Origin of the sequence: Streptomyces sp. NBC_01335 (assembly GCF_035953295.1) — a bacterium.
Taxonomy (GTDB): Bacteria; Actinomycetota; Actinomycetes; order Streptomycetales; family Streptomycetaceae; genus Streptomyces.
Genome location: NZ_CP108370.1, coordinates 3,778,593 through 3,802,496 on the forward strand (window position 1 = coordinate 3,778,593; position 23,904 = coordinate 3,802,496).

Here is a 23,904-nt window from a genome sequence, read left to right on the forward strand (position 1 = left end):
TCAGGCGATCTTGATGGTGAGGGAGCGGGCGATGACCCGGGGCAGGGTCGCGGTGCGGACCGGGCGCTCGTCGCCCGCCAGGTCCGCGGCGGTCAGCTCCAGCCCCGGCACCCAGAAGGGGTTGTCGAGCAGGGCCAGGACCAGCTCCTCCTCCGGGTTGGCGGCCGGCGCCTGGTGCAGGACGGTGCCGACCTCCTGACCGGCCGCGGTGACCGGGGTACCGGCTGCGAAGCGGCTGCCGACCGGGGCGACGAGCGCGGTGAGGCGGGCCTCGGACCCGGTCGGCGCGGTCAGCTCGTCGGAGCCGTGGAACTCGCCGGTCCGGCTCCAGTCGATCATCCAGGCCAGGTCGGCCTCGGCGACGCCCAGTGCACCGAACCCGGCGCTGTACACGCCCATCCCGGCCTCGGTCTGCACCCGGGAGAGGCCCTCCCCGCCGATCTCGGCGCCGCCCTTGTCGGCGACGCCCGCGAGCACCGCCTCGTGGGCGGCCTGCGGCGCGTCGGACAGCAGCAGGTAGCCGTACTCCCCGGTGGTGCCGACGCGGGCCAGGTGGGCGGTCGCGCCGGGAACGTCGAGGGTGGACTCGGTGACGGCGTGCAGGGTCAGGCCGGAGATGTCGAAGTCCACGAAGCCGGCCGCGACCGACCAGGCCACGGGCCCCTCGAAGGCGGTGGCGCCCCAGCCGGCGGGGGAGATCTCGACGGTGACGCCGGCGGACGCGTCGAACAGGCCGAGGTAGTCCCCGAGCTCGTCGGCGGTGACGGCGGTGCGCGGCAGCAGCCACGACTCGTCGCCGATCTCGAAGTGCAGCAGGATCGCGAACGGCGTGCCGTCGGCGTTCAACGCCAGCACCTCACGGACCGAGTCGGGCTCCACGTAGTCGGCCGACTTGGCGAGGAAGCCGTCCAGGAAGGTCAGCCGGTCGTCACCGGTCAGCCTGACCAGCGGGGCGGTGACGCGGTAGGCGCCGACGGCGGTGCGCAGGGTGGCGTAGTCCTCGGTGGCGGTGCGGACGGCCGGGGCGATGGTGGTGGCGGTCATGATCTGTCGTTGCCTTTCGGGTCGGTGGTTCAGAAGGAAAGGGGTACGTCGTGTACGGAGAGCAGCCAGGAGCTCTCCCGTGCGGCGGACACACCGCCGACGAGCAGGCCCGACGGCGAGGCGCGCAGCACCAGTTCGTCGTGCGGACCGGCGGCGGGGGCGCAGTGCAGCCACCGCCCGTCGGAGAGCCGGACGGCCGCCCGGCGGGCCCACATCTGGCGGAAGTCGCCGGAGCTCAGCTCCCAGCGCTCGCCGTCCGAGTCGAGGACGACGGCCGTCTTCAGCGGCGTCTGCGGGGTGAGCCAGACCACGCTCTCGCGGTCCGTCCCGCCGGCCCGGACGTCGACGCGGATCCCGTCGCCGTCGGCGGCGATCTCCCAGTCGAGGCCGGAGTCCGGAGCGTGGAGGCCGAGCGGGTGCTTCTCCTCCCAGGCGCCGGGGGCCGGCACCCCCCAGCCGAGCCCCGCGGCCCGGTCGTGGCGGCTGTTCTCGTGGGTCACCCACAGGCCCGCGGACCAGTGGGGGTTGTAGCCGTAGGAGCGGGTGCGGGGGTAGGGGCTGCGCAGCACCTTGGTGGTGCCCTCCCGCCAGACGGTGACGCCCCCCGCGGCGGCGTGCGCCTCCAGGCGGCGCGTGGTGTCCGCGCCGCTCGGACGGATGGTGGTGCGCATCCGGGCCACACCGTCCGCGCCGGGTTCCGGGCGGCGCTCCAGGAGCGTGCTGTGGACCAGCCGCAGGGGCCCGTCCACCGGCAGCTGGACGCGTACGTCCCGTCCCCGCCAGGTCAGCTCCGCGCCCTCCGGGACGGTCCGGGAGGCGGCGACGATCTCGGAGGCGTCGCGCACCCCCTGGCCCAGCCCGATCGGGTGGGCCGCTCCGTCGGCGTCGGTGAAGACGCCCTGGCGCAGGCCCACGGTCTGGAAGATCCGGCCGGTCGCGGAGCCGGTGCGGGTGAACTCCTGGAGCAGACTGGTGCCGTCCAGGGTGAAGGTGCCGGTGACCGTGGCGCCGCCGTCCCGCTCGGTGACCCGTATCCCGCCCTCGACGGGCTCCAGGGTGAGGTCGCGGGGCTCGCCCTCGCGCCAGCCGGCCGGGCGGTCGGCCCGGCAGCTCGGCCAGGTCGAGACGAGTACCGGGCCGGGGTGCCCGGCCACCAGGACGCTCAGCGTGCCGTCCTCCCCGTCCACCTCACAGGTGAGGCCTGACTCGGTGAACCGGTACGGCGCCACCCCGCGCGGGGCCCGCACCTCGTACGGAGGCCGGGTGATGCGCAGTGCGCGCTCCGTGCCGTCGGGCTCGACGAGGCGGGCCTCGCGCACGGCGCCCCGGTCCACGTCCACGGACGCGTCGATCCGGAACTCGCCGAGCGCCAGGCTGTAGTCGACGGTGCGGACCCCGTCCACCACCCGTACGTCCGAGCGCAGCTCGTCGTCGCGGGACTCGGTGACGGACGCGAAGCTGGTCAGGCTGCCGAGGGCCGCCGTGGCCCGCTCGCCGAGGTCGGCGAGGACGCCGCGTACGACGAGCGGGATGTAGTTGTGCAGCTCGACGTTGCCGTCCTCGCCGGGGACCGCCCGGCCCACCGACACGCAGCCGACGCGCCGGTAGAGCCGGAAGGCCACGGTGTTGGCCGGGTTGACGGTCAGCCGCAGCACGAGGCAGCCGGTGCGCATCATCCATTCGACGGCCTCGGTGAACAGCCGCCCGGTGACCAGGCCGCCCCGGTGGGCGGGGTGGACGAAGAACATGTCCGCGATGAGTTCGCCCGCCCGGCCCGAGCGCCGGCCGGTGTTGTGGAAGAGGCCGAACGTACCCACGAGCCGGTCGTCGTCCTCGGCCACCAGGAACGTCGCCGTCTCCCGCTCGGCCAGCTCGCGGGCGAGTTCGGCGCCGCTGACACCCCCGGCGACCGGGTTGGGGTTGTCGCGGTGGCGGTTGTAGAGCTCCGCGATGGCGTGCGCGTCGCTCTCCTGGTACGGGCGGATCGTGAGGGCCATGACCACCCCTCCTTCTGTCGGTCTTGTGGTTGTGAGTCGGTTGCTTCTCCGGAGGGGAGAGGGCGAGTTCAGCCCTTGCGGCCGGTGGTGACGACGAGCGTCCCTGCGGCGGCGAGCTCGGTTCCGACGGTGGCCCGCACCTTCACCTGGCGCAGGCCGCCGAGGCGCTGCCCGAGCTTGGCCTCCAGCGTGAGCTGGTCCCCGGGGACGACGAGCCGGGAGAACTTCATGTTGCTGATGGAGCCGAGGTAGCCGACGCTCTGCGAGGCGTCGTCCCCTCCGGTGCCCTCGGCGCTTTCGAGGATCTCCGCGACGTAGACGACGGCCACGAGCTGGGCCATCGACTCGACGATCATCACGCCCGGCATGATCGAGTGGTCCGGGTAGTGCCCGGCGAAGAACGGCTCGTTGACGGAGACGCTCTTGATGCCGCGGCCCGAGACGCCCGGGACGACGTCGTAGGCCCGGTCGATCATCAGCATCGGCCAGCGGTGCGGCAGCATCCGCTTGATGTCGTCGGACGAGTAGCTCAGGGCCTTGCGCGCCGGCGCGGGGGCCTGCGCTTCGAGGAGTGCGGTCGCGGGGCTCACGCGCCGGTCTCCCGGTCCTCGATGAAGTCGACCAGGGAGTTGATGGAGCCGAAGGCCTCGAAGTCGTCGTCGCTGATCAGCACGTCGAACTCGTTGTTGACCATGACGACGATCTCCAGCGTGTCCAGCGAGTCCATCTCCAGGCCCCGGCCGAACAGCGGCTGGTTGTCGGAGACGACGGCCGGCTCGACTTCGAGCCCAAGCCGGTCGATGATCATCGACTTGACCTTCATGTTCTTGTCGAGACGGGCCTCGGCCTGCGTGCGGATGTCCTCGAAGGTGGCGGTGGACATGGTGGTTTCCTCCTGTGAATCGGTGGGTGTTGCGGTCAGTTGGGGATCATTCCGCCGTCGACGGTCAGCACCTTTCCGGTGATGTACGAAGCGGCGGACGAGGCCATGAAGACGGCGGCCTGGGCGACCTCGGCAGGGGTGCCGGTGCGGCCGAGCGGAATCACCTGGAGGGCTTCCTTCAGGTGGGCCGGGGGGACCTTCTTGACCATGTCGGTGTCGATGAACCCCGGGGCGACGACGTTGACGCGGATGCCGCGCGGCGCCACCTCGTACGAGAGGGTCTTGGCCAGGGAGATCACTCCGCCCTTGCTGGCGGCGTAGTTGGCCTGGCCGGCCCGGCCGGCGATTCCGCTGGTGGAGGCGATCAGGACGATGGAGCCGCCACTCGCGTACATCTGCTTGGTGGCCTCGCGGGCGGTGAGGAAGGAGCCGGTGAGGTTGGTGCCGATGACCTCCTGCCACTTGGCGCTGCTCATGGCCGCGAGGTGGCCGTCGGCGGTCACGCCGGAGTTGAGGACGGCGACCTGGACCGGCCCCCACTCGGCGCGGATCCGCTTGAACATCGCCATGACCTGGGCCTCGTCACCGACATCGGCCTGGACGAGGAGGGCCTCGCGGCCCAGGGCGCGGATCTGCTCCGCGACCGACTCCGCCTTGGCAGCGCTGGAGTGGTAGTTGAGGACGACGTCGCAGCCGTGCTCCGCGAGCGCCAGCGCGGTGGCCGCGCCGATACCGCGCGAGGCACCGGTGACCAGGGCCCGGGTGCCCTCGGGGAAGAGGAAGCTCATGCCGCGACTCCCGCCATGGCCGCGGTGACCCGGTGCGAGCCGGGGTCGAAGCCGTCCACCTCGGTGCCGATGCCGTCCCGGGTGGCCGCCGTGAGGACCGTCCGGGCGACGGCGAGGTCGAGGATGCCGAGGCCGAAGGGGGAGAAGACGACGGTCCCCCGGGTCTCCGGCCCCTCGCTCCGGCCGAGCACGGCGGCTATCTCGGCGCCCACGAAGCGGCGGTGGCCCACCTCCTGCTCGGCGCGGTGCAGCGAGGTCCCCTCGCGCATCACGTGCTCGATGTCGTCGACCACGTTGTAGGCGTTCAGGACGGAGTCCGTGCTCAGGTCGCGCAGCGACAGGTGCAGGATCACCTGGCGGTCGGGGCGGTCGGGGTGGGCGGCGAGGTCGAGCCAGTAGCTGGAGTCGGTGGTGGCGATGGAGACCGTACCGGCGCGCAGCGCGTCGTCGACACCGCCGGCCACGAAGGTGATCTCCGGCCGCTCGGACGCCAGTTGGGCGGCGAAGGTGGCAGCTCGGCCGGGCACCGCGTCCTGGACGGTGACCGTGGCCAGCTCGGGGTGGACCAGCACGAGGAAGTCCAGGACGCGCCGGTTGATGGTGCCGCAGCCGATCAGCCCGGCCGTACGCACCGCGTGGTCGCCGTGCAGCGTGCGGCTCGCGAGGGCGGCCGACGCCGCGGTGCGGGACGCCGATATCTGGCTGGCCTCCAGGACCGCGGTCGGGTAGCCGGTGCGCAGGTCGTTGAGGATCTGCACCGACGAGGCGCGCTGCAGACCCCGCTCGACGTTGGCCGGGAAGGAGGAGATCCACTTCAGGCCCATGACGGGCTCGGGTCCGCCCAGGTAGGCGGGGAGCGAGATGATGCGGGAGCCGTCGTCGCCGGGCGGGCGGAGGAAACCGGAGAACGGCACCTCCGAGCGGCCCTGGCCGTGCAGCACGTACGCGGTGCGTACCGCGTCGAGCACGGCGGGATCGAGGCCGTCGAGCGCGGCGGCGACGTCCTCGCGACCGAGGATTCTCATGACTGGTCAATTCCTCTGCGTGAAGGAGGGGTGGGAAAGGGAGTGGACGGGACGGTGGCGCGTCGCGGGCGGGCGGTCAGCCGAAGCGGGACTCCACCCAGGAATCGCTGTAGATCGTGTCGAGGTAGCGGTCGCCCCCGTCGGGAAGGATCGCGACGCAGGTGGCACCCGGCGTGATCCAGGAGGAGGCGTCCAGCAGGGCGGCCATGACGGCGCCGGACGAACCGCCGGCGAGGATCGACTCCTTCGCCAGCAAGGATCGGCAGCCGCGCACGCAGTCCAGGTCGGTCACCTTCACCACCCGGTCCGCGAGACCGGGGCGCAGCAGCGCCGGGACCACCGCCGCGCCGTGCCCGGGGATGGTGCGGCGGTGCCGGCGCTCCCAGGCCTCGGGCGGGCCGAAGATCACGCTGCCCACCGCGTCCACCGCCACCACCTGGGTGGGCAGGCCCTCGGCGGCGATGTACTCGGCGCAGCCGCGCAGCGTGCCGGTGGTGCCGGCGGCCAGGAAGAGGTAGTCGGGAGCCTCGGGGAGCGCCTCGTGGATCTCGCGCATGGTGTGCTGGTGGGCGAGGGCGTTGTACTCGTTGCCGTACTGGTTGGGCCAGTAGGCGTCGGGCACGGTGTTCAGGAGTTCCCCCACCCGCCTGATCCGGGACGGCAGGTACTCGCCGGTCTCCGCGTCCCGGTCCACGACCTCGACCGTCGCCCCGTACGCCCGCATGATCGCGGCGTTCTGGGCGGTGGTGCGCGGGTCGGTGACGCAGATCAGGTCGAGCCGGTAGAAGTTGCAGAGCTGGGCCAGGGCGATACCCAGGTTGCCGGAGGAGGACTCCACGACGGTGGAGATGCCCGGCATCAACACCCCGGTGGACAACGCGTGTTCGATCATGGAGCGGGCCGCGCGGTCCTTGATGGAGCCGCCCGGGTTGAATCGCTCGCACTTGCCGTAGACCTGGAAGCGCGTGGGCGGGAAGAGGCGGTCGAGGGCGACCAGCGGGGTGGAGCCGATCGTTGCGATGATGTCCGGATCGCGGGGACGGGCCGCGGTTGCGGCGCGGGTCGCCGCGACGGAGGGGGCCACGGTCATTCCGGTACCTTTCTGCTGATCTGCAGCCGGAGTTCGCTGACGTAGCGCTCACCGTCGGCCCCCGTGAGCCACGAGTCCCGGGGGTGCGGCAGTGGCTCGCTGAGGATCACGGTGGCGTCCGCGTCGAGGAGCCGGGTGCGGCGGACGAGGTTGGCGAAGGAGAGCACGAGGGTGGGGCTGGTGAAGTCGACCAGGGACGGCTTCGTCTCCTGCGGGAACTTCACGAAGGCCTGGTCGGGCAGCCCGCTCGCGCGCAGCCAGCGCCGTACGGCCAGGTAGTCGCCCGCCCGGTCGGGCTTGACGGCGAGCGGGATCTCCGCGGCCGGCACCCGCCAGGTCTCCCGGAACAGGACGAGCCCGTCGAGGGCGACGCGCGGGGCGTGCGGCCGGTCGAGCCCGATCTTGAAGGCGTCCGCGGCGATGATCGACACCGGGACGGCAAGCAGTTCGGCCATGCTCCACCCACGCCCGTCGGGCGTGGTGGCCGTGACCGTGCCGTCCTGCTCGGCCAGGGTGATCGCGGCGGCCGGGTCGATCCTCGACCGGTCGTCGAACGGCGCCCGGGTGAACCCGATGAGCCGGTCCCCCGCGCCGACGGGAGCGGGCACCATGCGGCCGCTGTTGCGCTTCCAGTCGACCGGGAGCAGCGGTACCAGACGTGGTGCGCCGATCGCCGCGTTCACCTTGTCGCGCAGGGAGCCGGCGTCACTGGTCCAGTCGAGGAACGGCAGGTCGCAGGTGGCGAGGCAGGCGTGCAGCTCGCCGAGGACGACGGTCAGGTCCCCGTCCGCCTCCCGGACCACCTGGAGGTCGGGGCTGTGCACGGCGAGATGGGGCGAGCGGACCGGGCCGGTGGCGAAGACGGCGCGCGCCCGCCCCTCGATGTCGGCGACCCGCAGCGCGACCGGCTCCACGCCGTCCGGATCGAGAGCGAGGACCTCGCGCCACTTGCGGGCGAGCTCCGTCGTCGCGGTGTGCACCGGCCGGGCGCCGTCGCCGCCCCAGAACAGGCCGAGCACCTGCGGCCAGACGTCGGCGAGGGTGACGGGGGAGCGCCGCGACGCGGCAGCCCGGACGAACCCGGCCACCTCCGCCTCGACCAGCTCCACCAGGCGGTTGCCGAACCAGTCCGCCGCGTCGGCGACCAGGGCGAGCGGCCGGGCGATGCCGTCCAGGAAGCCGGTGCCGACCTCGACCTGGCAGTCACGCACCGCGTCCTGGTAGCAGAGGGTGCGGCCGGCGTACGCCTTGCCCTCGTCGCGGGACGCGTCGAGTCCGGTCGTCCGGACGAAGTACTCGTCCAAGTCGTCCAGGCGTGCGGCGAGTTCGTCGGCGCCGGTGGCGGCGTCGATGGCGTCACGGTGCCGGTCGAGTCCGGTGAGGACGGTCTCGAAGCGGACGAACAGCTCGGGGTCGGCGACGGCGGCGACCCGCCGTCGCAGGATCCGCTCGGCCCGCACGTCGACCGGGATGTTGGCGTCCCAGCTCAGCACGCGCTGCTTGAGCAGCCGGGTCAGGATCTTCTCGACGCGGGGCCGTGCCCCCTCGGCGTCCCAGCCGTCCTCGCGGACGAGTGCCTCGACGATCGCCGCGCCGTTGCGCTCCCCGTCCGCGTGGCCGAGGACCTGCCGGTCCTCCGGCCGCAGCCGCGTCACGCGTCCGCCCGGCAGCAGCAGCCGGTCGCCGTCGAGGTGGACGTCGGGGCGCGGCAGCGGCGGGAACCACCAGCGGGCTCCGGGCTGGGCGGTCATCCAGTCCGCGACGGCGGCCAGTGCCCAGCGTTCGAAGTACGTACGGCTGCGCGCGACCAGCCGCTCGCCGTGGTCCACCGCGAGGCCCCCGGGCGCGCGCCCGACGGACATCCAGGCGGCAGGACCGAAGAAGCCGATGGTCTCGGCCTTGGCGCAGTAGCGCAGCCAGTACATGGCCAGGGTGCGCTCGCGCTGCTTGCGCTTGGACTCCTTGCCCGTGCCGGCGGCGAGCGCGTCGAGCACGCGGTAGACGGTGCGGTTCTGCCAGGCGATGGCCGTGCGGACCTTCTCGTCACCGGCGAGGACGGCCAGGCGGCGCGTTTCGGCCGCGCTGTCGGCGAGGTAGGCGGTGGTGAAGCCGTCCTCGTCGCCGCGGTCGGCCGCGTCGGCCGCCGCCGGCCCGCCGAGCAGGTCGAGTCCCGAGGCGGGGAAGCCGGCGCTGCGCAGCAGCCCGACGCCCCACATGTGCCACTCACTGTCGCCGAGGCGCCGGGTGGGCCGGAAGTCGGCCCAGTCGTGCTCGCGCAGCGCTTCACGGGTGCTGGTCACGCGACCCGCCTCCCGGGCTCCGCGCCGATGTCCCTGCCGACGCCGGACTCGATGCCGGTGCCGGCCTCTTCGCCCCGCAGCGCCGCCGCGAGCCGGGCGACCCCCTCGGGGATGCGCTTGCGCGGGACGTTGCTGAAGCAGAGGCGCAGCGCGTCGCCGCACTCCCCGTCGAGCCCGAAGTGGCTGCCGGGGACGAAGGAGACGCCCTGTTCGGCCGCGGCGCGCGCGAAGCGGCCGGTGTCGGCGCCGCCCTCGTGCCGCAGCCACAGGTAGAAGCCGCCGTCCGGCCGCTGCCACCGCCAGGGGCCTCCGGTCCCGAGCTCCGCCTCCAGCGCGTCGGCCATCAGGCCGCACCGCTCCCGGTAGCGCTCGCGGTAGGCGTCGATCAGGCTGTCCCAGCCACCGCGGGTGTGGAACGCGGCGAGCGCGGCCTGGGCGAACGCCGACGGCGACAGCGCCATCACCTCGGTCGTGCGGCGCAGCCGCTCCGCGACCTGCTCGGGCGCGGCGATCCAGCCGCAACGCAGCCCCGGCGCGAAGACCTTGGAGAAGGTGCCGAGGTAGACGACGTTCGAAGGGTCGATGCCCTGGAGGGTCTGGACGGTGCCGCCGTCGAAGCCGAGGAGCCCGTAGGGGTTGTCCTCGACGATCAGCAGGTCCAGTTCCCTCGCCACGTCGGCCAGTCGGTGACGCCGCTCGACGGAGAGGGTCGCGCCGGTGGGGTTCTGGAAGGTCGGGTTGCAGTACAGCATCCGTACGCGCTGTCCGTCGGCCCGCAGCCGGGCCACGGTCGCCCGCAGCTCCAGCGGGTCGAGTCCTTCGGCGTCCTCGGGGGCCCCGTGCAGGCGCAGTCCCGCCGTACGGAACGCGGTGGCCGCGCCCGGGTAGGCGGGGGTCTGGCACAGGACGGTCTCCCCCGGCGAGGCGAGGCCGAGGCCGATGGCCAGCAGCCCCATCTGGGATCCGGCGGTCGGCACCAAGTGCGCGGCGCCGGTCCTGCCGCCCTCGCGGGCCATCAGGTCGGTGATGGCGGGGACGAGGGCCTTGGCCACGTGCGGAGTGCTGTACTGGAGCGCGATCCGGCCGCCGATCCGGGTCAGCCGGGCGAACTGCTCCGAGAGTTCCTTCAGGGGCAGCAGGTCGAGGTCCGGCAGGCCGCCGGCGAACGAGATCAGATCACCGCCCCGTTCGAAGAGCTGCGGCATCTCGGCCGCGGGTCTTATGTCGGTCCACATGGCGGTCAGCTCCCCGAGAACGCGTGCGCGCCGCTCGCCAGCTGCTCGTGCACGAGCCTGAGCAGGCCGGCCGACGAGGTGAGCGAGAGGTCGGCGAGCGCGTCGGGGTCCAGCTCGATGCCGAACCGGTCCTCCACGGCCATCACCAGGGCGACGGTGTGGAGCGAGTCCACGCCGAGGTCCACGAGCGGCACTTCGGAGCTGGTGACCTTCACGACGCATATCTCCTCTACGAGCTGGTCAAACTGCGACTGGTCCATGGGAGCTCCCTGTGAGTGCGGCGGGGACGGTGGTGACGGCCGTGGCGACGGCCGGGGAGGGTGTGGCGGCGCCGGCCCCGAGCAGCAGGCCGACGGCAGCGCGGTCGGGCTTGCCGTTGGCGGTCAGCGGCACGGTGTCGAGCGGGACGATCGCGTCGGGAAGGCGGGCCGGGTCCAGCAGGCGGGCGAGAGCGGTACGGACCTCGTGCGGGTCGAGAGCGGTCTGCACGGCGAGCAGGAAGGGGGCGTCCTCGACGGCGGGGCGCGGGGCGACGGCGGCGTACACGCCGGGGACGCGCTCGGCGGCGAGCTCGATCTCCGACAGGCCCATCCGCACACCGCGCCGTTTGATCATGTCGTCGTCACGGCCGACGAAGTACAGCAGTCCGTCGGCGTCGAGCCGGCCCTGATCGCCGGTGTGCAGCTCCAGGGAGCCGTCGGCGCGGCGCACGTACCGGCTCTGCCGCTCCAGCGGGACCCCCCAGTACCCGGCCATCACGGTCTCGCCCTCGACGACGATCTCGCCGACCTCCCCCGGGGGGAGGGTCCGCCCGTCCGGGCCGACCGTCCGGACCAGAACACCGGGGATGGCGCGGCCCACCGAGTCGGGATGCCGCTCGTAGAGCGCCGGGTCCAGGACCGAGATGCGCTTGCACTCGGTCATGCCGTACATCGAGGCGAAGCCGGAGCCCGGAAAGACGTCGAGCAGTTCGCGCATCACGGCGGTGCTGGGCCGTGCACCGGTGTTGGTGAACAGCCGGACGCTGGTGGCGCGGCGCAGCTTCCGCTGCAACAGGACGAGGATCTGCGCGAGCGAGGGCACCAGCGGGACGACGGTGACTCCGTGGCGCTCGATCACCCGGATCAGGCCGAGGTCGCCTCCCCGGTCGGTGAGCACCAGGGCCGAACCGTTGAGCGTGCACAGCAGGGCCTGGTAGAGGCCGTAGTCGAAGGAGAGCGGCAGCCGGCACAGCACCACGTCGTCGCCGCGGTAACCGAGGGCCGCGTCGACCGCGCGGACCGCGGCGAGGATCTGCCGGTGCGGGCAGACGACGCCCTTGGGGCGGCCGGTGGTGCCGGAGGTGTAGATCAGCAGGGCGACCGCGTCGTCCGCGACCTCGGCGGTGGTGTGGTCGGCGGGCGTGTGCTCGATCTCGCGCACGGCCCGCTCCACCTCCACGGTCCTCCGGGCGCTGCCGCCCGCGGTGGGCGGGCAGACGGCGAGAGCGGCCGTGCAGTCCCGCACGATGTGGTCGAGCTGGTGGTCCGTGAGGTCGGGGTGCACCGGGACGAACACCGCCCCGATGCGGAACGCGGCCCACAGGAGGGCGAGGAAGGTACGGTCGCCGCCACCGGCGTAGACGACACGGTCACCCGCACCCACTCCCTGACCGCGCAGCCAGCCGGCCGCCCGGTCGGACTCGGCGCCCAGCTCCGCGTAGGTCAGCGACCCGGCGGCGTCGACGAGGGCGAGGTGCCCGGGGCGCTCGGCGCGGGCACGTGCGAACAGCTCAGACACCGGCATGGACGAGGTCCTCCTTCCAGGCGACTGCGGCACCGATCCGGGAGCGCACCTTGTCGAGGTCCCGGGGCGCGGTGACGCAGACGACGGCCAGCTCGGGAAGCTGGCGCTTGAGGATGCCCGCGAGGGTGCGGGCGGGCGGCAGACAGACCGTCACCTCGGGTGCGATCCGGCCGAGCGACTCCAGGCACAGGTCCCAGCGCACCGGCTTGACCACCTGCTCGACCAGGCGGCGGCGGATGTCGTCCGGTTCGCGGACGACCGAACCGTCGGCGTTCGACAGGAGGGATCCGGTCGGCCGCCGGAAGGGTGTCCGCTCGGCCGCCGCGGCGACGGCCCGGCGCGCGGACTCCATGTACGGGGTGTGGAAGGCGCCGGCGACCTGGAGCATCTTCACCGTGGCGGAGGGCGGCGGGGCGGCCACGAGCCGCTCCAGCTCCGCCGTGGGTCCGGCCGCGACGATCTGCCCCGGGCCGTTGAACGTGGCCGCGTACAGGCCCAGTTCGCGGATGCGGCCGAGCACGTCGGACTCCTCGCCGCCGACCACGGCCGCCATCGAGGTGGGTACCTCGGCACAGGCCACGGCCATCGCCCGGCCACGCACCGCGGCCAGCCGCACGGCGTCGGCGGGGTCGAGCACTCCGGCGTACACCGCCGCGGTCAGCTCCCCCACCGAGTGCCCGGCGGCCACCAGCGGGCCGTCCGGCTCGGCCAGGGTGAGCGCCTCGTGGGCGAGGAGCCCGGCGGCGACCAGGAGCGGCTGGGTGTTCTCGGTACGGGCGATCTCCGCGGCCGGCGCCTTGCCGCCGAGGTGCACGAGGTCCACATCGGCGGCCTCGGACCAGGCGCGCAGCCGCTCGGCGTGCACCGGGTCGCGCAGCCAGCCGGCCAGCATGCCCGGGGTCTGGGAGCCCTGCCCCGGTACAACGAATGCGTACATGAGTTCGAATCTCCTTTCGTAGGGGTGTCGTTGACCGGTGCGGGGCCCGGTGTCGGAGGCGGAAAGGTCGGACGGTGGCAAGGGGCGCCGCCGGCTCAGTTGCGGCCGGTGCTCTTACGGAAGCGGCGTACGGCCATGAAGGAGAAGGCCGCGAACCAGGCGACGGTGTTGACCACCGCCATCGCGAGGCTGGAGTGCTCACCGCTGAAGGAGTAGCCCTCGGTCAGGCTGTAGCGGGCGAGGGTGGAGACGCCGAACATCGGCGAGTAGCGGGAGATCTCCAGCATGGTGCCGGACAGCGGGATGAAGAGGTTGCCGAGGAAGGCGAGCGCGGTCATGGTCAGACCCGGCATGTGCATCACGGTGTCGGGCTTGAGAGCGAGCCCCAGCGTGATGCCGAGGGCGGCGAAGACGGCCGCGCCGAGCCACGCCACCAGCAGGGACGTCACCCACACCGTGGCCGTGGCCTCCACCCCGGTGAACACACCGAGCACGCCCACGACGGCCACCGGCACCGCCGCCATGATCACGGAGGACAGCACCTTGACGAAGAGGTAACCGGGAGGGGCGAGCGGGCTGAGCGCCATGGTGCGCATCCAGCCGGACGCCTTCTCCACCGAGATGGTGGCCGCGGAGCTGACCGCCGCGGTCGCCGCTCCGTACACGGCGATGCCGGTCATCATCCAGGCCGCGAAGTTGCCGTGCGGGAGGGTGGCACCGTCGGGTTCGGTACGGAAGAGAGCCAGGTAGAGGACGGCCGGCAACAGCAGCGTGAAGATCGTGGTCTGCCGGTTGAAGCGGCGGCGCAGTTCATAGCCGATGAAGACGGAGTTGACGCCGCTGAACGGCGAGGTCCGCGCCTGGTGGGTGGCTGAGGCGGCGCTCATCGGGTGCCCCCTTCGGTACGGCTGTGGTGGGTGAGGGTCATGAAGGCCTCTTCGAGGCTGCGCGTGGTGACCTCGATGTCGGTGGCGGCCGTCTGCTCGATCAGCAGACGCAGCAGCGCGTCGGAGTCGGTGGTGTCGAAGTGGTACCGGCCGCCGCGCGGGGTGCACGAGCGGACCAGCGGGGACCGCGCGAGGGCGGCGGCGCCCTGCTCGCCGATCCGCGCCGACACGGTGCGCCCGCTGAGAGCGGACCGCACGTCGGACACCGCACCGTCGACGACGACACGACCGCGGTCGATCATCACCACCCGGTCGGCGAACCGGTCCGCTTCCTCCATGTAGTGGGTGGCGAACATGACCGTCATGCCGCGCTCCGTGTCCTCACGGACCGTGGCCCAGAACTCCCGGCGGGCGACGACGTCCATGCCGGCCGTCGGCTCGTCCAGGACCAGCAACTCGGGCCCGGAGAGCAGGGCGAGGGCGAACCGCAGCCGCTGCTGCTCGCCGCCGGAGCACTCCGCGACGCGACGGCCGCGCAGTTGGTCGAGTCCGGCCCGGGCCAGCACCCCGTCGACGTCGGCACCGGGGTGCAGCGAACCGAGCATCCGTACGGTGGCCTCGACGCTCAGATCGGGCAGCAGCCCGCCCGACTGGAGCACCGCGGCGACCTGTCCGGAGCGCACCACCTGCTGGGGCTCACGTCCGAACAGTCGCACCGAGCCCTCGTCGGGCCGCGTCAGCCCGAGCAGCATGTCGATGGTGGTCGTCTTGCCGGCGCCGTTCGGACCGAGGAAGGCCACGATCTCACCCCGCCGGATGCGCAGGTCGATGCCGTCGACGGCGGTGAACCGCTCTCCCTTGGCATCGGTGAACCGCTTCACGACAGAGTCGAGCCGGACGGCATCCGAGGACGTCACCTCCTCGGTCACCTGGCGCGGTCGGGTTTCGATCATCTTCGGGTCCTCACGATCTGGGTGGGGGCGGCCTGGCAGGGGCCACTCTTCCGGGACCGCCTATCCGCCCCTGCCCGCCGGACTATCCGGCCGCTATCGGGATGCGGAGGAGCCTCTGTCGGGACGCGGAGGAGTCCGCGCGACAAGGCGAGCCGCAAGCCGGCGCGGGAGGGGGCCCGCACACGTCGAAGGGCCCCGCAGCTCGCTGCGGGGCCCTTCTGCCTGCGTGGTCCCCCGACGGGACCCGGTGCTATCCCAGGGCGAACTTCTGGGCTGCGGAGCTGTTGCAGTCCCAGATCTGGAGCCGGGTGCCGTTGGCGGTGGCGCCGCTCGGGGAGTCGATGCAGCGGCCGCTGGTCGGGTTCTTCAGAGAGCCGTCGGACTGCTTCACCCAGGACTGGTAGCCGCCGGTGTTGCAGGTGGCGAGCTGGAGCTTCGTGCCGGCCGCGCTGTTGCCGCCGGCGATGTCGAGGCACTTGCCGAGGGTCTGGAGGGTCTGGCCGCTCCACGTCCAGTGCTGGTCCTTGGCCGCCGCCTGGCAGTCCCAGAGCTGGACGGCGGTGCCGTCGCCGCCGGTGTCGTCACCGGCGACGTCCACGCACTTGCCGCCAGGGCCGACGATCGTCGAACCGCCCGTGGTGCCGCCGCCCGAGCCGGGGGCCTTGTTGTAGACGGCCACCGAGTCGATGATCAGCTTGCCGCCGGAGACCGTGGCCGCGTTGGGGCCGCCTCCGAAGGCGTCCGGGAAGCCGCCGCCGATCGCCAGGTCGTAGATGATGAAGAAGGGGTGGTCGATCGCGTCCGCCCAGGTCGTCGCGTCGACCTGGTTGGCCTTGACGGTGAAGAAGTTGTTCCCGTCGAGGTAGAACCGGACCTGCTCGGGCGAGACCGAGCGGTCGATCTCCACCGCGTAGTCGTGGAAGCCGGTCTGGCAGCCCGGACAGGCGCGCTCGCCGGAGCCGATGCCGGTCGACTCGCCGCACGGGCCACCGGGGTTGACGCCGCAGTGGATGGTGGAGAAGTCGGAGCTGCGGCCGTTGATGTCCTCCATGATGTCGACCTCGCCGGACTTCGGCCAGGTGACACCGGAGCGCAGGGGTGCGCCGAGCATCCAGAACGCCGGCCAGTAGCCGGCTCCGTTGGCGGTGGTGACGTTGGGCTGCTGGAGGACGGACTCCATGCGTACGACTCCGCCTGCCGGGGCGCCGAAGGTGGCGGCCTGGGTCTCCACCCGGCCGGAGGTCCATCCGGCCCTCGGGTCGGAGCCGGAGTGCAGTGCCTGGAGGACCAGGTGGCTCTGGCCGTCGTAGTAGACGTTCGACGTGCTGTTGGTCATGGTCTCGATCTCACCGGTGCCGAAGTTGCTGCCCGGCCCGGTGTCGTACTTCCACAGGCCCTGGTCGATGCCGGTGCCGGACGCGCCGTTGAAGTCGTCGCTCCAGGTGAGGGTGAAGCCCGACGGCGGCGCCGGTACGGACGCCTCCGCGGTCGCCGTGCCGCCGACGGTGAACGCCGCCGTGACCGCGACGACGGGGAGCAGCCTGAGCGCTTTGGTCCACCCGCCGCGCCGCGATTTTGCCCAGTTCAAGCGCATATGTCCGACCTCCGGGGAGAAGCGTGCCTTCGCATGGCCGCTCGGGCAACCCTGACGGGGCATCACCAGGTATAGACCTGAGATGTCATGAACACAGCTTGTCGGTGGGTCCTGCATTCGACAAGACACCTGACACGTTCTCCTTCGGGTGCATTCGCCTTCACAGGTTGAAGGGGGTCCCCGTTCGCACAACTGTCGCCCCGGGAACGCGATCGGCCCTTCCGGGAGAACCGCGAAGGTTCTCCCGGAAGGGCCGTACGAAGGGACGCGCGCCCCCGCCAACCGTGCGACGGAGACGCCTGGCCGCTACCGCAGACCGGGCAGCCGCAGCGGCTCCCGCCAGTCCGTGGACGGTGACCAGCCGCCGCCCGAGCCGGAGGCTCCCCCGCGGTGGTCGCCGCCGGCCGCGACCGGCCGGTCGTCGCGGTCGGTGGAACGCAGCCCGACCGTGTAGGTCCGGGTGACCGCGCCGTCGGCCGAAGTCACCCTGATGGTGCGGGTGGTGAACTTCGAGCCGGAGCCGGAGCCCGAGGACGAGAGGATCTTGCTGCCCTCGGTGACCTTCACCTTCGCGCCGGGCTGGGCCGGTACGGCGGTGACGGCGGGGGCCTTCGCGTTCTTCTCGACGTCCACCACGTACGTGGAGACCTCCGGGTCGAACCCGTCGATCGGCACGCCGCCGACCGTGATCGCGCTCGCGTCGGCGATCGCCGCCTTGGTGGCGTCGGCGAAGTTGGTCACGGTGACCGAGCCGTCCGCGTTGACGGCCACCTGCGCGGCCATGGCGGCGGCCAGGTTGATCCGCTCCCAGCTCGCCTCGCCGTCACCGGTGAGGTCGAGCGGGTAGCCGGAGTCCGTGGCGGTCTGCTCGATGATCTGCGTGCGCTGCTCGGTGGTGAGGTCCGGGAAGGCCGTGATCAGCAGGGCCGCCGCGTCGGCGGGCGCCTTCAGCGCCTGGCCGGACCGCCCGACCTGGGAGAAGCCGTAGCTCAGGCGGCGCGTGTACACGTCGACCTGCTGGGCGGTGCTCAGACCGGCGTACGCGTCGCCCTCGCAGGCCGCGAGGGTGGTGCCGTATCCCTCCTTCTCGCAACCGGCGAGCAGCACGTTCTCGATTTCGGTGTGGGCCTGGGCGAGCAGTTCCTCGAAGGCGGGGTCCGCCCAGCGGTGGGCCACGGTGGCCTGGGCGCTCATCCGGCCGCCCATGACGTCCAGCGGGTAGTGGAAGCCGAGGATGACGCGGTTGTTGCCGTACTCCGAGGTGCGGGCGAGGATCGACGGCGCCAGCTCCGGCAGGAGGGTCGCGAGGACGGTCCCGGCCTCGTAGCCGCCGTAGGTGTGGCCGCTGGGGTAGGAGCCGCTGGTGCTCAGGCCGCTGTACGAGCCGTCCTGCGACTCGTAGATGTCGCCACCGTCGCCGATGAACCCCAGCCGGACGTAGGGGCGTTGGTAGGCGTAGTGGTTCTTCGTCGGGTCCACCTGGTCGAGTTGCGAGGAGACGCGGGAGAACAGGGCGCTGGTCTTGGGCAGTCGGCCGTCGTTCAGGGCGTCGGCGTAGACCGTGCCGAGCCGGGAGCCGAGGCCGTCGGCCATGGTGACGGTGGCGCTGTGGGTCGCGTCGACCTCGGCGCGGTCCACCTCCTTCTGGGTCGCCGCGTTGTTGATGGCGACGGCGATCTTGTCGTTCTCGGCGGTGGGCGGGGTGCCGGCGGGCACCTTGGCGTTGGTGCCGCGGATGTCGGTGGAGAGGTCGGCGAAGCCGTCGAGCAGGTTACGGAAGTAGTCACTGCCGTCGCCGGTCGTCGGCCACGCGTCCGAGGGGTAGCTCGCGTCGAGCGTGGCCGCCGGGAAGGCGGACGGCTCGTACGCGGCGGTCGCCGGACCGGCCGGAACCGCGGCCGGGTCGGCGGAGGTTCCGGCCAGGGTCACGGCGGTCACCGTGGCGGTCTGCGCCTTCGCCTCGCCGTCGGTGGTGAGCAGCGCGGTGTCCGCCGTGGCGGAGAGGTGCGCGGTGGTGCCGTCGCCGAGGCGGACGGTGTAGCCGAGGACCGGGAATCCGCCGTCGGCGGCGGGACGCCAGGTCACCCGGGTGTGCTTGCCGTGGGTGACCACCCCGGTCACGGTGGGCTGCTGCGGCTTGCCGCCCGCGGTCACCACGGGTGCCGTGGCGGCGCTGGGGCGCGAGGTGCCGTACGCGTTCACCGCGCGGACCCGCGCGGTGTGGGACCGGCCGGACCGCAGCCGGGTGAAGGTGGTGCTCCGGCTGTCCGGGTCGGCGATCTCGACCTGCTGGCCGTCGTCGAGGGTGACGGTCCAGCCGGTGACGGGCGAACCGCCGTCGTCCGCGGGGGCGGACCAGGCGACGGTGACGCTGGTGCCGGACGAGCTCGCCGAGACCGCGTCGGGAGCGACCGGCGCCGACCTGGGCTTGGTGGTGAGCGCCGAGACGGCGTGGCGGAGGGCGTCGTACCGTGCGGTGAGCGTCGCGTCCGTGGCGGTGTCGTCGGCCACGGCCGTCTTCGCCGCGGTGAGCACGGTGGTGAACGCCTTCCAGGAGACGTCGGTGTAGCGCGTGTTCTGCAGGACCGAGGCGGTCTCGACCAGGTCCTCCAGGGTGAGCCTCGGCAGCGGGATCAGCTGGTTCGCCGCGAGGGTGAGGCTGCGGGTGCGGGTGTCGACTTCGAGCTGGGTCACGTCCTCGGCGTCCACCAGGGCGCGTGCGGCGTCGAGTTCACGCAGGTACACCCCGAAGTCGATCGCGTCGTACCGGTCCGCCCGGCCGGCGAGTCCCTCGTACCGCTCGATCGCCTCGCGCAGCGCGGACGGGTCCGTCGCGGCGGGCGCGTCGACGTGGTCGAAGGTGATCCGGCCCAGGTTCGCCACGTACGGGTGCGCGGAGTCCGCGGTGGTCACCAGGCGCAGGTGGAGGCCGTGGGTGCCGGTGATGCCCTCGGGCAGCGTCAGGCTCGTCGTACCGCCGGACGACCAGGCGCTCCCGGTGACGGGCAGCGGGACGACTGCGTACGGGGTCCCGGGGGCGGCGGGGTCGAAGGCGTCCAGGTAGATCTGGACGGCCGAACCGGTACCGCAGCGTGCGGAGTTGTTGGCGTAGGTGAGGGTGACGGTGTTCTTCGCCGAGGCGCCGAACGCGATGTCCCCGTAGTCGAGCCAGGCTCCGTCGTAGGTGCCGCCGAGGTCCGTGGTGGACCCGGCGCCGCTCCAGCCGGCCGGCTCGCTCTTGAGCCCGCCGCCGCTGTTCGAGCGGAACGCGGTGGCGTCGACCGCCACGGGGGCGGCGGCGTCCTGCGCCAGGGTCAGTGAGTAGACGTTGGCCACGTAGGGCTGGGCGGACGTCTGGGTGGTGGAGGCGAAGACCGCGTAGACGTCCTGGACGCCCTTGAAGACGGCCGGGTCGAGGCGGACGGTGGTGGTGGCGAGGGTGCCCCAGCCCGAACCGGTGTAGTCGAGCGGGATGTCGGCGGCCTTCGGTCCGTCCACCGTGCCGAGGTGCAGCTCGATGTGCGAGTCGGCCGCCGAGCGGGTCTGCGGTTTGTCGTAGCTGACGGCGACGGTGTCGGCGCCGGTGCTGAGGTCGGTGTCCTTCCACACGGCCCAGGCGCCGTTCGTCGTGTTCTCGAAGATGCCCCCGGACGTCTTGAGGGGGAGCGAACCCCCGCCGGTCGAAGAGGCGTTGGCCGCGGTCAGCGTGGCGAGCGTGGTCGTGGCCGACTCGGCGACCGCGTACGGAGAGAACTGGTACCAGTCGAAGTTCGACACCCACTGCTGTCCGGCCGGGGCGTGGAACACGAAGGTCGCGCTCTTCGCGGTCAGCAGGGCGTCCGGGTCGGTGACGGTGGCCCGGACCGTCGTCCAGTACTGCCAGCCGCCGGTGCCGGGGAGCTGGGCGGTGGCGACGACGGGACCGTCGGCTCCGCCCGCGTGGATGTCGACGCTGCTCGGCTTCGCGGTGGTCGCCTGGGAGTTGGCGTAGCGGATCGAGAGGCTGCGCGGGGCGACGCCGCCGAAGTCCAGCTTGGTGTAGCGCTCCCACGAGCCCTCGGTGACGCCGCCGAGGTCGCCGTCCGAGCTGTTGCGCTCGCTGACGAGGTTCGGGCCCTCCTTCTCGTCGGGGGACTCGGCCTGGAGGACCGCGTAGCCGCCCTCGTCGATGGTGAGGGTGGTGGCGGCGGAGCGCAGCGCGTCCTCGGCGGCCATGAGCGTGCCGGTCGCGGAGGCGGGGTCCGCGAGGACGGTCCGGGCGCGCTCCAGCGCCGCCCGGAAGAGGCTCCAGGAGCCGTCCGAGTAGTTGCCGGCGCGCACCGGGGACGCCTGGGCGACGAGTGCGCTCAGGGTCGTACGGTGCACCGCGGCGGCGGAGACGGTGAGCGGGTCGGTCGGGGAGATCCCGGTGCCGCGCACCGTGGACGCCTTCGACCCGTGGGCGAAGGCCGCGTCGGCGAAGGTGATGCCGAGGTGCGCGTCGACGTCGGTGGTGCCCTTGAGCGACAGGGTCGCGGTGTGCGCGTCGGTGACGCGCAGGTCCGCCGTGACCCCGCCGGGCAGGCCGGTGACGGTGGCCGCCCCGGACTTGGTCAGGCTGGTGCCCTTGCGGGCGGCGAGGGTCGCCGGTCCGGAGAGGGTGAGCCGCACGCTGCCGTCGACGGTGCCGTCGGCCTTCGTGGCGAGGGTGGCGGGCTTGGCGGAGACGACGGTGTCGCCCTTGCCGGGGGCCGTGCCGTCACCGGTGTCGCCGGTGTCGGTGTTCAGCGAGTACGCGGGCTTCGTGGCGGCGCCCCACTTGGAGGGCTTGGCGCCCATGGTGAAGTCGAGGGTGCCCCCGGCGATGATCTGCGCGTAGTCGAGCCAGGTGTTGTCGAACTTCTTGCCGTTGAGGGTCGCGCTCTGCACGTAGTAGTTGCTCGGCGAGACGCCGTCGGCCTTCACGGTGAACGTGGCGCCGTTGGCGTAGCGAATCGTCGTGGAGTCGAAGAACGGGCTGCCGATCTGGAACTGGCTGGAGCCGGCGGTCACCGGGAACAGGCCCAGGGCGGCACCGACGAACATGGTCGACATGGTGCCCGCGTCGTTGTCCATGGTCGGCAGGAAGCCGTTCGGCGAGAGCTTGTAGACCTGCGTCTTCACGGGCGGGGTGAACTGGCCGCCTCCGCTGGGGGCTTCGTTGGTGGAGCCGGTCGCGATGTACCGGTTCCAGGTGGTGCCGGTGTAGATGGAGCGCACCCACTTCTGCGTCAGGCTCGGCTCGCCGACGTAGTTGAAGAGGTACGGGGCCTGCAGGTCGATCTCGTTGGCGTTGGAGTGCAGCATGGTCGAGCCGTCGTCGGCGCTGGAGTCCTCGCCGAACATGTGCGCGACGGCGGCCTTGCCGGCCTTGTCGCCGCCCATGGCCTCGATGAGGCCGCCCATGTCGTACGCGTCGTACCAGTGGTACTGCCAGAGCGTGCCCTGGTAGAGACCGGCCTCCTCGAACTTCTCGTAGTCGGCGGCCTGCCAGTCGCCGCTCGCCGCGCGCGGGGTGAGCAGACCGACCTCGGTGCCGTCGGGAGCCTTCCAGGCACCGGACTTCACCAGGTTGTCGATCGCCATGGTCGACTGCTCGCGCAGCTTCACCGCGTCGTCCGTCCTGCCGAGCGCACCGGCGATGACGGAGAGCGCCCACTGGTCGTAGCCGCGCTGCACGGTCGTACCGGGGTCACCGGTGACGTATCCCTGCCGCAGCTGCGCGCCCGTGTAGTACCCGGCGTACGCCATGAGCGCGGGGTACGCCTCGTCGAGCCGGTCGAAGTTCTTGAACCCCTTCGACAGCGCGTCGGCGACCAGCACCGCCGAGCGCTCCCAGCGCACGGTCGGCACCGAGTGGGTGAGGCTGCCGAGGCTCTTGCCGGTGGCGCGGGTGTCGGCGAAGAGCTCGATCAGCGACTGCACCATGTCCCGGTAGGTGGCCGGGTCGATGTACGCCTCGACGGAGTACTTGCGGAAGTCGTCCCAGGTGGACCAACCGTCGTAGTACGTGAAGCCGTTGGCCTTGTGCACCGCCCCGTCGGCGCCGCGGTACGTGCCGCTGGTGCTGGTGGCGTTCACCGGCAGCGCGTACATGCGGTACAGGTGGGTGTAGAACTCCTTGGTCAGCGTCGACCCCGGGTCGGATTTCTCCGAGGCCTTCACGGCGACCGCGCCGAGGGCGCTGTTCCAGGCCGCCCCGGTCCGCTCGCGGGCCTGGTCGAAGGTGAGGCCGCCGACCTCGGCCGCCTGGTCGGTCGCGGCCTGTTCGGCGCTGATCGGCGAGAGCGTGACGCGCAGCTCGATGTCGTCCCCGTGGGACGCGTCGAAGCCGAGCACGGCGCCGGTGTCGGTCCCGTCCCGCTCGGTCGCGTCGCTCAGCCTGCCGTCGCCGCCCCAGCTCTTCAGCGAGGTCACGGGGACGTTCGTGGTGGCGGCGTAGTACATCTGGTACGAGGCGCCGTTGAACGACCCCGCGATGAGCCCGGTGATCGACGTGGTCCCGTCCGGCAGCGTCGTCGCCTTCAGGGTCGAACGGGTGCGGCTGGTGAAGTTGTTCGCCAGGTCGAGGACAAGCTCGGGCTGCGATCCCGCCGGGAAGCTGTACCGCTCCAGCGCCGTGCGCGTGGTCGCGGCCATCTCCGCCTCGATGGTGCCCGGGCCCTGCTGCACGGAGGAGGCCGTACCGGAGAGGGCGCCGAGGCCCACCTTGTACGAGCCGGGGCTCGCGGACTCGTCGTCGTGGCTGTACGCGTGGGCGTACGTGTTCGTCGCGGGGCGGCTGTCGTACCGCACCGAGGTCGGCACCACGAGCAGGTCGCCACCGCCGCCCGAGCCGCCGACCCCGTCGAGGTTGGTCGCCGTGAACCCGGCGATGTGGTCCTCGTCGTAGTCGTACCCGGGGTGGTTGCGGTTCGGCGTGGTCAGCGGGTTGACCTTGGCCAGACCGTGCGGCGCCTGCGCGCCCGGCAGGTCGTTGCCGTCGTCACCGGCGGTCGACACGAACGGGTCGACGAGCGCGGTCCAGTCCGTGCCGGAGGCGCCTGCGGACGTGCTCGCGCCGGGCGCGGCGACGGCCGCGCCGCCGCCCGCCAGCGCGGCGGCGCCGAGCGCCCCGGTGAGCAGCACGGCGACCGCCGCGCGCAGCGGCCGGCGGCCGGTGGGGGCCGCTCCCGCGCGTATCGCGGGAGGCAAGGGGGGATGGGATCTGATGGACACGGAACCTCTCAGGCGTCGCACTGCGTCGCACGGTTCGGCCTCACCAGAAGACAACGTTGTCAGCCCACGACACCGGGCGTGCAACCCAGAAACAGCAGGACGGAAGTGAACACCGCGATCATCCCTGCCGCGTTCACCACCGTCCACCAT

The 23,904-nt window shown here is 72.3% G+C and carries 16 protein-coding genes; all 16 read right to left on the reverse strand.

Features of this window, described 5'->3' with window-relative positions; genetic code table 11:
- The 16 genes from OG599_RS16220 to OG599_RS16295 all read right to left on the reverse strand — a co-directional run bounded on the left by OG599_RS16220 (window position 1) and on the right by OG599_RS16295 (window position 23,730).
- Entirely contained in the window at window positions 1-1,044 is a 1,044-nt protein-coding gene (locus tag OG599_RS16220) for an aminomethyl transferase family protein (RefSeq protein ID WP_327176686.1), read from the reverse strand.
- A 29-nt stretch (window positions 1,045-1,073) separates the two neighbouring features.
- Window positions 1,074-3,041, reverse strand: a complete 1,968-nt coding sequence (locus OG599_RS16225) for a GNAT family N-acetyltransferase (protein ID WP_327176687.1) — start codon at window positions 3,039-3,041, stop codon at window positions 1,074-1,076.
- Between the two features lie 68 nt (window positions 3,042-3,109).
- On the reverse strand, window positions 3,110-3,631 hold the full coding sequence (gene fabZ / locus OG599_RS16230) for a 3-hydroxyacyl-ACP dehydratase FabZ (protein WP_327176688.1): 522 nt from the start codon (window positions 3,629-3,631) through the stop codon (window positions 3,110-3,112).
- Window positions 3,628-3,924: an acyl carrier protein gene (locus tag OG599_RS16235; RefSeq protein WP_327176689.1), complete on the reverse strand. Its 297-nt coding sequence runs from the start codon at window positions 3,922-3,924 to the stop codon at window positions 3,628-3,630. Before OG599_RS16235 ends, fabZ begins: the two co-directional genes overlap by 4 nt.
- A gap of 35 nt (window positions 3,925-3,959) precedes the next feature.
- Window positions 3,960-4,712, reverse strand: a complete 753-nt coding sequence (gene fabG / locus OG599_RS16240; protein WP_327176690.1) for a 3-oxoacyl-ACP reductase FabG — start codon at window positions 4,710-4,712, stop codon at window positions 3,960-3,962.
- Window positions 4,709-5,737, reverse strand: a complete 1,029-nt coding sequence (gene sbnB / locus OG599_RS16245; protein ID WP_327176691.1) for a 2,3-diaminopropionate biosynthesis protein SbnB — start codon at window positions 5,735-5,737, stop codon at window positions 4,709-4,711. The genes fabG and sbnB overlap by 4 nt, the downstream gene beginning before the upstream one ends.
- Window positions 5,738-5,813: 76 nt before the next feature.
- Entirely contained in the window at window positions 5,814-6,827 is a 1,014-nt protein-coding gene (gene sbnA, locus OG599_RS16250) for a 2,3-diaminopropionate biosynthesis protein SbnA (protein WP_327176692.1), read from the reverse strand.
- Window positions 6,824-9,127 (reverse strand): lantibiotic dehydratase, encoded by a 2,304-nt coding sequence (locus tag OG599_RS16255; RefSeq protein ID WP_327176693.1) that lies wholly within the window; start codon window positions 9,125-9,127, stop codon window positions 6,824-6,826. Before OG599_RS16255 ends, sbnA begins: the two co-directional genes overlap by 4 nt.
- Window positions 9,124-10,362, reverse strand: a complete 1,239-nt coding sequence (locus OG599_RS16260; protein ID WP_327176694.1) for an aminotransferase-like domain-containing protein — start codon at window positions 10,360-10,362, stop codon at window positions 9,124-9,126. Before OG599_RS16260 ends, OG599_RS16255 begins: the two co-directional genes overlap by 4 nt.
- Window positions 10,363-10,367: 5 nt before the next feature.
- Window positions 10,368-10,622: an acyl carrier protein gene (locus OG599_RS16265; RefSeq protein WP_327176695.1), complete on the reverse strand. Its 255-nt coding sequence runs from the start codon at window positions 10,620-10,622 to the stop codon at window positions 10,368-10,370.
- Window positions 10,603-12,147: a class I adenylate-forming enzyme family protein gene (locus OG599_RS16270; RefSeq protein WP_327176696.1), complete on the reverse strand. Its 1,545-nt coding sequence runs from the start codon at window positions 12,145-12,147 to the stop codon at window positions 10,603-10,605. The genes OG599_RS16265 and OG599_RS16270 overlap by 20 nt, the downstream gene beginning before the upstream one ends.
- The gene (locus OG599_RS16275) at window positions 12,134-13,084 is read right to left on the reverse strand and encodes an ACP S-malonyltransferase (RefSeq protein WP_327176697.1); all 951 of its coding nucleotides are present in this window, start codon (window positions 13,082-13,084) and stop codon (window positions 12,134-12,136) included. Before OG599_RS16275 ends, OG599_RS16270 begins: the two co-directional genes overlap by 14 nt.
- A 95-nt stretch (window positions 13,085-13,179) precedes the next feature.
- Window positions 13,180-13,971: an ABC transporter permease gene (locus OG599_RS16280; RefSeq protein WP_327176698.1), complete on the reverse strand. Its 792-nt coding sequence runs from the start codon at window positions 13,969-13,971 to the stop codon at window positions 13,180-13,182.
- Window positions 13,968-14,924: an ABC transporter ATP-binding protein gene (locus tag OG599_RS16285; RefSeq protein WP_327176699.1), complete on the reverse strand. Its 957-nt coding sequence runs from the start codon at window positions 14,922-14,924 to the stop codon at window positions 13,968-13,970. Before OG599_RS16285 ends, OG599_RS16280 begins: the two co-directional genes overlap by 4 nt.
- 250 nt (window positions 14,925-15,174) lie before the next feature.
- Window positions 15,175-16,518, reverse strand: coding sequence for a ricin-type beta-trefoil lectin domain protein (locus tag OG599_RS16290; RefSeq protein ID WP_327176700.1), 1,344 nt, complete (start codon window positions 16,516-16,518; stop codon window positions 15,175-15,177).
- A gap of 306 nt (window positions 16,519-16,824) precedes the next feature.
- Window positions 16,825-23,730 (reverse strand): glycoside hydrolase domain-containing protein, encoded by a 6,906-nt coding sequence (locus OG599_RS16295; protein ID WP_327176701.1) that lies wholly within the window; start codon window positions 23,728-23,730, stop codon window positions 16,825-16,827.
- Window positions 23,731-23,904: the final 174 nt, after the last annotated feature.

What these genes read in the sequence shown, in the direction of transcription:
- OG599_RS16220 (WP_327176686.1), bottom strand. Translation starts at nt 1,044, where the DNA reads ATGACCGCCACCACCATCGCCCCGGCCGTCCGCACCGCCACCGAGGAC.
- OG599_RS16260 (WP_327176694.1), bottom strand. Translation starts at nt 10,362, where the DNA reads ATGTGGACCGACATAAGACCCGCGGCCGAGATGCCGCAGCTCTTCGAA.
- OG599_RS16235 (WP_327176689.1), bottom strand. Translation starts at nt 3,924, where the DNA reads ATGTCCACCGCCACCTTCGAGGACATCCGCACGCAGGCCGAGGCCCGT.
- OG599_RS16280 (WP_327176698.1), bottom strand. Translation starts at nt 13,971, where the DNA reads ATGAGCGCCGCCTCAGCCACCCACCAGGCGCGGACCTCGCCGTTCAGC.
- fabG (WP_327176690.1), bottom strand. Translation starts at nt 4,712, where the DNA reads ATGAGCTTCCTCTTCCCCGAGGGCACCCGGGCCCTGGTCACCGGTGCC.
- OG599_RS16225 (WP_327176687.1), bottom strand. Translation starts at nt 3,041, where the DNA reads ATGGCCCTCACGATCCGCCCGTACCAGGAGAGCGACGCGCACGCCATC.
- OG599_RS16275 (WP_327176697.1), bottom strand. Translation starts at nt 13,084, where the DNA reads ATGTACGCATTCGTTGTACCGGGGCAGGGCTCCCAGACCCCGGGCATG.
- sbnB (WP_327176691.1), bottom strand. Translation starts at nt 5,737, where the DNA reads ATGAGAATCCTCGGTCGCGAGGACGTCGCCGCCGCGCTCGACGGCCTC.
- sbnA (WP_327176692.1), bottom strand. Translation starts at nt 6,827, where the DNA reads ATGACCGTGGCCCCCTCCGTCGCGGCGACCCGCGCCGCAACCGCGGCC.
- OG599_RS16290 (WP_327176700.1), bottom strand. Translation starts at nt 16,518, where the DNA reads ATGCGCTTGAACTGGGCAAAATCGCGGCGCGGCGGGTGGACCAAAGCG.
- OG599_RS16270 (WP_327176696.1), bottom strand. Translation starts at nt 12,147, where the DNA reads ATGCCGGTGTCTGAGCTGTTCGCACGTGCCCGCGCCGAGCGCCCCGGG.
- OG599_RS16285 (WP_327176699.1), bottom strand. Translation starts at nt 14,924, where the DNA reads ATGATCGAAACCCGACCGCGCCAGGTGACCGAGGAGGTGACGTCCTCG.
- OG599_RS16265 (WP_327176695.1), bottom strand. Translation starts at nt 10,622, where the DNA reads ATGGACCAGTCGCAGTTTGACCAGCTCGTAGAGGAGATATGCGTCGTG.